The sequence below is a fragment of the Alkalibacterium thalassium genome (assembly GCF_900101165.1).
GTDB lineage: Bacteria > Bacillota > Bacilli > Lactobacillales > Carnobacteriaceae_A > Alkalibacterium > Alkalibacterium indicireducens.
Map to the genome: position 1 here is coordinate 1 of NZ_FNFK01000072.1, position 8,330 is coordinate 8,330.

Genomic DNA, 8,330 nt, shown 5'->3' on the forward strand with positions numbered 1-8,330 from the left:
CAAGAGAAATCGGTATCGTTGTTAAAAAGGTCAATCCAGAGTATACCTCTCAGACTTGCCCGACATGTAAGGCCAGAAATAAAGTAACCGACCGAATGTATCAGTGTGGGTGTGGCTACCGGGGGCATCGGGATAGAGTAGGAGCTCTGAATATCGCCCAAACAACCTAACTCATATGGTCACAGTATGAGTGCCCATGGAGCTATAGGCTCTGCCATGGGAGGGGTGATGGCACACCCTTAAACTTAAGGCTTGAACAAAACAGAAATGGCCTGCGTTCGACAAAGCACTTAAGAATCCCACTGCTTTAGCTGTGGGAGTGTCAAGTATTTCATTGTGCCCTTTGCAGGAGCTGTCATAATAGATATAATATTTAACAGAGTGTTAAAAATGTACGAGCACGACATTTTTAAATTTTTAACAGCAGCTAACTAGTAGAAGGGGATAAGATTGATGAATATAGCAATTGCAGGATCGGGAGCGCTTGGATGCGGATTCGGATATATGCTTCAGAAAAACGGACAAAACGTGACGCTTCTAGATTATTGGGAAGACCACATTGAAGCAATCAGAAATAATGGACTAACTGTTTCAGTAAATGGGGTAAAAGGGACACTTCCAATGACTATTGCCAGGCCGGAAGAAGTATCTGGTGAAAAGGATGTTATCTTTGTATTCACGAAGGCGATGGGATTGGAGAAGATGATGACTCAAATCAATCATCTCATCGGTACAAAAACAAAAATCGTCTGTCTGTTGAACGGATTGGGACACCTTGAGACTCTTGAAGCATTTGTCGACAGACGAAACATAATAATGGGAACGACAGTCTGGACGGCTGGGATTATTGCCCCAGGTGAAACACAGCTGAACGGGAATGGCCCAGTTGAGCTGCAGAACAGCCATCCTGAAGAGGAAGAAGCCGCACGTGTCATAGTCAATATACTCAAGGACAGCGGCCTTTTCGGAGAATACAGCAAGAATGTCAAGTACACGACTTGGAGAAAAGCGTGCATCAACGGCACGATGAATGCCCTATGTGCACTGCTGGATGCATCGATCGAGCAGCTGTTTGCCTCGCCGTCAATTGATTCCTTACTTGGAGGAATCATTGATGAGTTTGCAGCTGTGGCGAAAGTTCAAGATGATATCGAAATCGACAGAGATGAAATGATTCACTACCTTAAAGAAGTGGCATCTCGCCTGGGATCGCACTACCCGTCGATGCATCAGGATCTCTTCAACCGACGTCCGACAGAAATTGATTTTCTGAACGGTGCAGTAGTGGAGGCAGCCGAAAAGTACGGAATCGAAGCTCCTCATTGCCGCCGAATGACAGATCTGATTCATGCGAAAGAAGCTGTTCTTGGGATTGAAACAGGCAGATAAAGTGTGCAGTTCACTCGGTCTGATCACGTAGCAACTTACGAAAAGAAAGCGAACGGACTTTCTTTTTAAACCGGATTATGGTATACTATTTATAGAGCACGAGAGACAGCTCTATACTGTAACGGGGTTGTTACGGATTCGACAGGCACAGATTGAGCTTGAGTTGCGTTTCGCAGGTGACGGCTGCGTACCAACGTCACAGTTAAATTAACTGCAAACAATAACAACAATTCTTACGCTTTAGCTGCGTAAAAACAGCTTAGCGTGATCCGACCGGCATCGCCCATGTGCTCGGCACCGGGTCCTATAATAAGTGGGATACGTCTATTCTTTCCGTCTGTAAGAATAGAAAGAGATTAACAGACTAGCGGCGCATGATGCCTGTTTTACGGCTAATGCTTAGCGAAATCCAAGTAGTAAAACTATGAACGTAGATACTTGAGTGCCAATGTGCCTGGACAGGGGTTCGACTCCCCTCAACTCCATAATAGAATACAGGTCAGAAGTGCTGATTAATCAGAGCTTCTGGCCTTTTTTGTCGTCTGTATAGCCTTAAATATCCTTTTAGGGAGACGGACTAGACGAAAAAGGATTACTGAGTGTGATTATAAAAAAGAAAAGGAGAGTGGTAATAAAATCAATAAAAGTAAATCAATGGTAACCTTATAATTAGTATTGGGTAAAGATAGGAAAACAAAGGCAATAATAGCTGGTTACATTTATTTAAAAAAGACTTGACAAGAATGGTTTACAATAGTAAACTTACCTCAAACATTTACGTTTACACATGTAAACAATAAGGAGGGAAAGAGAATGAGTACAATAGTAGTTAACCCTCATATCACAGATGCTGAATGGGAAGTTATGCGTGTAGTCTGGGCGAATATCCGAGTGACTAGTAAAGAAGTCATTTCTACATTGGAAGAGAAAATGGACTGGAACCAAGCGACAACCAAAACGCTCTTAGGTCGACTCGTGGAAAAAGGCGCACTGAATACAGAGCAAGAAGGTAGAAAATATATTTATTCGGCAAATATCGAAGAGAAAGAAGCGGTAAGAAGTTTTACAAACGATATTTTCGATCGTATTTGTCGGAAGAATGTCGGGAATGTAATAGAGAGTATCATTAAGGATCATACTTTAAGTTTCGATGATATCCAACGGCTAGAAGAAATATTAGAGATGAAAAAAGCTTTCGCAGTAGAAGAAGTTGATTGTCAGTGTGCAGAAGGGCAATGCGATTGCCATTTACATCATCATGGAGAATAAGGAGCGAAAAAATTGGAGAATAAATCATTTGCCATAGAAGGTATGACCTGTGCGTCTTGTGCACAGACAGTAGAAAAAGCAGCAAAAAAGGTTCGTGGGGTCACACAGGCTTCCGTAAACCTAGCAACAGAGAAGTTAAGTATAGAGTACGATGAAGCAACTTTTTCGGTAGAAAATCTACAAAAAGCAGTGGATAATTCAGGGTATGAAATGATTGCCCAAGAAGGAACGACGCAAACCTTTGCAATTGAAGGGATGACCTGTGCATCCTGTGCACAGACAATTGAAAAAGCTGTCGGAAAGTTGTCGGGCGTAGATAAAGCTTCAGTCAATTTAGCGACAGAAAAAATGCAAGTTTCTTATAACCCGTCAGCAATTTCAGTATCTGATGTGACTGGTGCTGTATCCAATAGTGGTTATGCAGCCGTATTAGAGACTACGGATACTCAAGATAATTCACGAGCAGAGAAGCGTGAGAAAAAAGAAAAAAGAATGAAGCAACTTTTAAATCGTTTTGGGATATCCATTATATTTACAATCCCTTTATTAATTATATCCATGGGTCATATGGTAGGTATGCCTCTACCAAATATCGTTGACCCAATGATAAATGCATTTAATTTTTCTCTTTTACAACTTATTCTGACCTTGCCGATAATGGTAGTAAGCTGGGAATATTTCCAGAAGGGATTTAAAAGTTTATTTAAAGGTCACCCAAATATGGATTCCCTGATTGCGCTTGGTACGGCGTCTGCATTTGTTTACAGCCTTGCTGCGACAATCGGGACAGGCCTGGGTTACGGCAAATTTTCCGATTTACTTTATTATGAAGTAACTGGAGTTATCTTGGCGCTCCATACATTAGGGCTATTTTTAGAAGAACGCTCAAAGGGGCAAATGTCCTCAGCTATTGAAAAATTAGTTAACTTGGCTCCTAAAACAGCTCGAGTAATACGTAATGGTGTGGAACAAGAGATTACTGTGGACGAAGTCGCTTTAGGAGATGTTATTCGAGTTCGTCCGGGAGAAAGTATGCCTGTAGATGGTGTTGTTGTTGAGGGACGCACTTCAGTCGATGAATCAATGCTGACAGGAGAAAGTATCCCCGTGGAAAAGGAAAGAGGAGACGAGGTTATTGGGGCTAGTATCAATAAAAATGGTTCCATTGATTACCGCGCGACTCGAGTGGGAAGTGATACAACTCTATCTCAAATCATAAAATTAGTAGAAGATGCTCAAGGGTCTAAAGCACCCATTGCTCGAATGGCCGATATCATTACCGGATATTTCGTACCGATTGTTATAGCATTAGCCGTTTTAGCAGGGATTGCTTGGTTAATTGCAGGTCAATCTGGAATATTTGCTTTATCCGTTATCATAACAACCCTTGTCATTGCTTGTCCATGTGCCTTAGGTTTGGCGACTCCAACAAGTATTATGGTTGGAACCGGAAAAGGGGCAGATAATGGTGTGTTGATAAAAAGTGGTGAGGCGTTAGAAACCACTCATAATTTAGACACGATTGTATTTGATAAAACAGGGACCCTGACAGAAGGTAAACCTATCGTGACGGATATTTTGGTAACTTCTCTTATTACTAAAGAAAATCTTTTATATTATGCAGCTTCCGGTGAAACAGGTTCTGAACACCCATTAGGCGAAGCCATCGTACAGAAATCAAAAGAAGAGAACATGACATTAGCTAAACCAGATCATTTTGAAGCGATTCCTGGACACGGGATTCTAGTTGAAATTGAGGGCAAAGATATGTACATTGGAAACCGTAAACTGATGCTAGAGCAAAAGATTGATTTATCAAGCATGGAAAAAGAATCCGATCGTTTAGCAGACGAAGGAAAAACACCGATGTATCTCTCAGTTGATGGAGAACTAGCTGGAATTATCGCAGTAGCTGACACACTCAAGGAAAATAGTATGAAGGCTGTTAAAGAACTTAGAAGACGCGGTGTTGAAGTAATCATGATTACTGGAGATAACAAACGTACAGCCAAAGCGATTGCTAAACAGGTGGGTATTGACCATGTATTAAGTGAAGTATTACCTGAAGATAAAGCAGAAGAAGTCAAAAAACTACAAGAAGCAGGCAAGAAGGTAGCGATGGTTGGAGACGGCATTAACGATGCACCCGCATTAGCTCAAGCAGATATCGGAATTGCAGTTGGGTCAGGTACGGACGTGGCGATAGAATCAGCTGATATTGTCCTAATGCGTAACGATTTAACGGCTGTATTGACTGCGATTGATTTAAGTCATACAACGCTACGAAACATTAAACAAAACTTGTTCTGGGCTTTTGCTTACAACCTTGTAGGTATTCCAGTTGCGATGGGTCTCTTGTATATTTTTGGCGGACCATTGATGAGTCCAATGTTTGCGGCAGTCGCCATGAGTTTCAGTTCGGTGTCGGTCTTGCTCAATGCTTTACGGTTAAGACGATTCAAACCAGCAGTTGTTTAGAAAACACGTAGCTTATCTGGGATTTAAACTTCTTCCTATTCTAATAATAGGAGAAGATAAAAAAATAAAAAGGGGAATAGAATAATGAAAAAAGAAGTATTATTAGATGGCGTAAAATGTGCAGGTTGTGCCAATACAGTGCAAGAAAAATTTTCAGCTATTGAAGGGGTTGAATCTGTAGAGGTTGATTTAGCGACTAAAAAAGCAGTACTTGAAAGTCAAACAGAGATTGATACCGAAACGCTCAATGCTGCTTTAGCAGACACTAACTATTCAGTATTAAGTGCATAAAGTACGAATATCATTTATTCATAGATAGTAGATAGAGATAAAGTATAGAACCCTTTTCATGAGAATTATATGCAGTGTTAGATGAGAGGGTTCTAAAACTTTAAAATCAGTCTCTAATCTATACGAGGAGGAATTAAATATGAGTAATAACGAAAAACATTCATCACATAGTCATCATAATCACGGCGATATGGATCACTCAAAACACAACCATGGTGAAATGGAACATCATGGAGATCATAACCATCAACATCACGAACACGTTGGCCACGGTGATCACGAAGCACATAAACACCATGAACATGACCACAACCATGATCATGGTGGACACGGGCATGGCGGTCACGACCATCATCATCATGGAGATTTCAAGGAAATATTTTTAAAATCATTGCCTATGGGAATTATCATTATGATTTTATCGCCTATGATGGGGATTTCGTTACCATTTCAGTTTACATTTCAGTATTCTGATATATTGGTGGTTCTTCTCTCTACGATTTTGTACATTTATGGAGGTAAACCTTTCTATATGGGGTCAATAGATGAGTTTAAAGAAAAAGCTCCTGGAATGATGGCTCTTGTCACTCTTGGTATCTCTGTATCCTACTTTTACAGTGTTTATGCAGTCATTGCTAAATATGTGACTGGTGAACATGTTATGGAGTTTTTCTTTGAATTTGCTTCTTTAATATTAATCATGTTGTTAGGTCACTGGATTGAGATGAAAGCTGTTGGAGAAGCCGGAGATGCACAAAAAGCATTAGCTGAATTGGTACCGAAAGATGCTCACGTTGTATTGGAAGACGATTCAATTGAAACACGTCCAGTTGCTGACTTGCAAGTAGGCGATTTGATTCGTGTTCAGGCTGGAGAAAATGTTCCAGCAGATGGAATCATTCAGCGCGGCGAATCACGTGTTAACGAAGCACTTTTGACTGGGGAATCGAAACCAATTGAAAAAAATCCCGGAGATGAAGTTATCGGAGGATCAACCAATGGTGACGGAGTCCTCTATGTGGAAATAAAGCAGACGGGCGATAAGTCCTTCATATCTCAGGTTCAGACATTAATCAGTCAAGCTCAAAGCCAACCATCTCGGGCAGAAAATCTTGCACAAAAAGTTGCAGGATGGCTCTTTTATATTGCGATTATTGTAGCGCTTATTGCCCTTGTTATATGGATGATTATCGCTGATGTACCAACGGCAGTTATTTTTACAGTCACCACATTAGTTATTGCTTGTCCGCATGCGCTGGGTCTGGCTATTCCATTGGTGACTGCTCGTAGTACCAGCTTAGGGGCCAGTCGTGGATTATTAGTGAAAGACCGCGAAGCTTTGGAGTTGACTACAAATGCAGATGTTATGGTTTTAGATAAAACGGGAACTTTAACGACTGGTGAGTTTAAAGTACTAGATGTTGAACTCTTTAATGATAAATATACGAAGGATGAAATTGTTGCCTTATTGGCAGGTATCGAAGGCGGATCTAGTCATCCTATCGCTCAGTCAATTATCAGTTACGCAGAACAGCAAGGGATACCTCCAGTAAGTTTTGATTCGATTGAAGTTATTTCTGGCGCTGGTGTAGAAGGTCAAGCTAACGGACATCGTTATCAATTAATCAGTCAAAAAGCATACGGACGTAATCTAGATATGGATATTCCAAAAGGAGCAACCCTCAGTGTCTTAGTAGAAAACGACGAAGCAATCGGTGCTGTAGCTTTAGGGGATGAATTAAAACCAACAAGTAAAGAATTAATACAAGCCCTTAAAAAGAACAACATTCAACCCATTATGGCAACGGGTGACAATGAAAAAGCGGCTCAAGGAGCGGCAGAAATTTTAGGTATTGATTATCTAGCTAATCAATCTCCTCAAGACAAATATGAATTAGTTGAAAAACTTAAAGCAGAAGGAAAGAAAGTTATCATGGTCGGTGACGGGGTCAACGATGCACCTTCTCTTGCATTAGCAGACGTTGGTATAGCTGTTGGTGCCGGAACTCAAGTAGCATTGGATTCAGCCGATGTCATCTTGACACAGTCAGACCCTGGCGACATTGAATCCTTTATCGAGTTGGCTCAGAAGACCACACGTAAGATGAAAGAAAATCTTGTTTGGGGAGCAGGGTATAACTTTATCGCGATCCCAATAGCTGCAGGAATACTAGCACCAATTGGCATAACATTAAGTCCAGCAGTCGGTGCCGTCTTGATGTCACTTTCGACTGTAATTGTTGCCATCAATGCTATGACATTGAAATTAGAGCCAAAATAAACAGTTATTTGGCACATGAAATAATTGAATGACCTTATCGTGTAACAAAATACAAATGCGGAGGATTTATAGAAATGGACAAAAATATAGCAAATGACATAAATGGGAAATTAAATTTTTTACTGGAAGACCATGGTGTAACATTTGATGATTCTAATATGGCTTTAGACTCTTTAGATATTTTTCACGAAAAAGCAGACGCTTTGTTAGTCGCGCATAACTGTGAGATACCAGAAGCAGCGCATGATATTACTGGCTTGCAGCCGAAATTGAATATGCTGATTCAAGGGCATGGAGCGGAATTTGATGATTCGAATTTAGATCCCAATAGTATAGATACTGTCCTTCAAAAACTTGAGATTCTACAAGATGAACATGGTGCATAAAAGAAAAAGAGTCGCTATCTTAACGGATAGTGATTTTTTTTTCGAATGTTTAAATGAATTTGACAATCCCACAGCTAAAGCAGTGGGATTCTTAAGTGCTTTGTCGAACGCAGGCCATTTCTGTTTTGTTCAAGCCTTAAGTTTAAGGGTGTGCCATCACCCCTCCCATGGCAGAGCCTATAGCTCCATGGGCACTCATACTGTGACCATATGAGTTAGGTTGTTTGGGCGATATT

Annotated in this window: 7 protein-coding genes and 1 other RNA gene; all 8 read left to right on the top strand. The window is 40.7% G+C overall.

All coding sequences use genetic code 11. The annotated features are described in order from the left end of the window. The first annotated feature begins 14 nt into the window (after positions 1 to 14). On the top strand, positions 15 to 170 hold the full coding sequence (locus tag BLR76_RS10405; protein WP_245683087.1) for a transposase: 156 nt from the start codon (positions 15 to 17) through the stop codon (positions 168 to 170). Between the two features lie 283 nt (positions 171 to 453). Continuing rightward, complete coding sequence (locus BLR76_RS10410) at positions 454 to 1,389, top strand: 2-dehydropantoate 2-reductase (RefSeq protein ID WP_091268726.1); 936 nt, start codon at positions 454 to 456, stop codon at positions 1,387 to 1,389. 123 nt (positions 1,390 to 1,512) lie between these two features. Next, positions 1,513 to 1,877, top strand: a transfer-messenger RNA (tmRNA) gene (ssrA, locus tag BLR76_RS10415). Positions 1,878 to 2,202: 325 nt separating this feature from the next. Next, the gene (locus tag BLR76_RS10420) at positions 2,203 to 2,658 is read left to right on the top strand and encodes a CopY/TcrY family copper transport repressor (protein WP_091268728.1); all 456 of its coding nucleotides are present in this window, start codon (positions 2,203 to 2,205) and stop codon (positions 2,656 to 2,658) included. 12 nt (positions 2,659 to 2,670) lie between these two features. Continuing rightward, positions 2,671 to 5,136, top strand: a complete 2,466-nt coding sequence (locus BLR76_RS10425) for a heavy metal translocating P-type ATPase (protein ID WP_091268731.1) — start codon at positions 2,671 to 2,673, stop codon at positions 5,134 to 5,136. Between the two features lie 84 nt (positions 5,137 to 5,220). After that, entirely contained in the window at positions 5,221 to 5,427 is a 207-nt protein-coding gene (gene tcrZ, locus BLR76_RS10430) for a copper chaperone TcrZ (RefSeq protein WP_091268732.1), read from the top strand. A 139-nt stretch (positions 5,428 to 5,566) separates the two neighbouring features. Beyond that, the gene (locus BLR76_RS10435; protein ID WP_091268734.1) at positions 5,567 to 7,708 is read left to right on the top strand and encodes a heavy metal translocating P-type ATPase; all 2,142 of its coding nucleotides are present in this window, start codon (positions 5,567 to 5,569) and stop codon (positions 7,706 to 7,708) included. A 74-nt stretch (positions 7,709 to 7,782) separates the two neighbouring features. Next, positions 7,783 to 8,094, top strand: a complete 312-nt coding sequence (locus BLR76_RS10440) for a hypothetical protein (protein WP_091268736.1) — start codon at positions 7,783 to 7,785, stop codon at positions 8,092 to 8,094. Positions 8,095 to 8,330 lie beyond the last annotated feature (236 nt).

Excerpts from the sequence above, each read along its gene's own strand:
- BLR76_RS10410 (WP_091268726.1), top strand. The coding sequence starts at position 454 with ATGAATATAGCAATTGCAGGATCGGGAGCGCTTGGATGCGGATTCGGA.
- BLR76_RS10420 (WP_091268728.1), top strand. The coding sequence starts at position 2,203 with ATGAGTACAATAGTAGTTAACCCTCATATCACAGATGCTGAATGGGAA.
- tcrZ (WP_091268732.1), top strand. The coding sequence starts at position 5,221 with ATGAAAAAAGAAGTATTATTAGATGGCGTAAAATGTGCAGGTTGTGCC.
- BLR76_RS10435 (WP_091268734.1), top strand. The coding sequence starts at position 5,567 with ATGAGTAATAACGAAAAACATTCATCACATAGTCATCATAATCACGGC.
- BLR76_RS10440 (WP_091268736.1), top strand. The coding sequence starts at position 7,783 with ATGGACAAAAATATAGCAAATGACATAAATGGGAAATTAAATTTTTTA.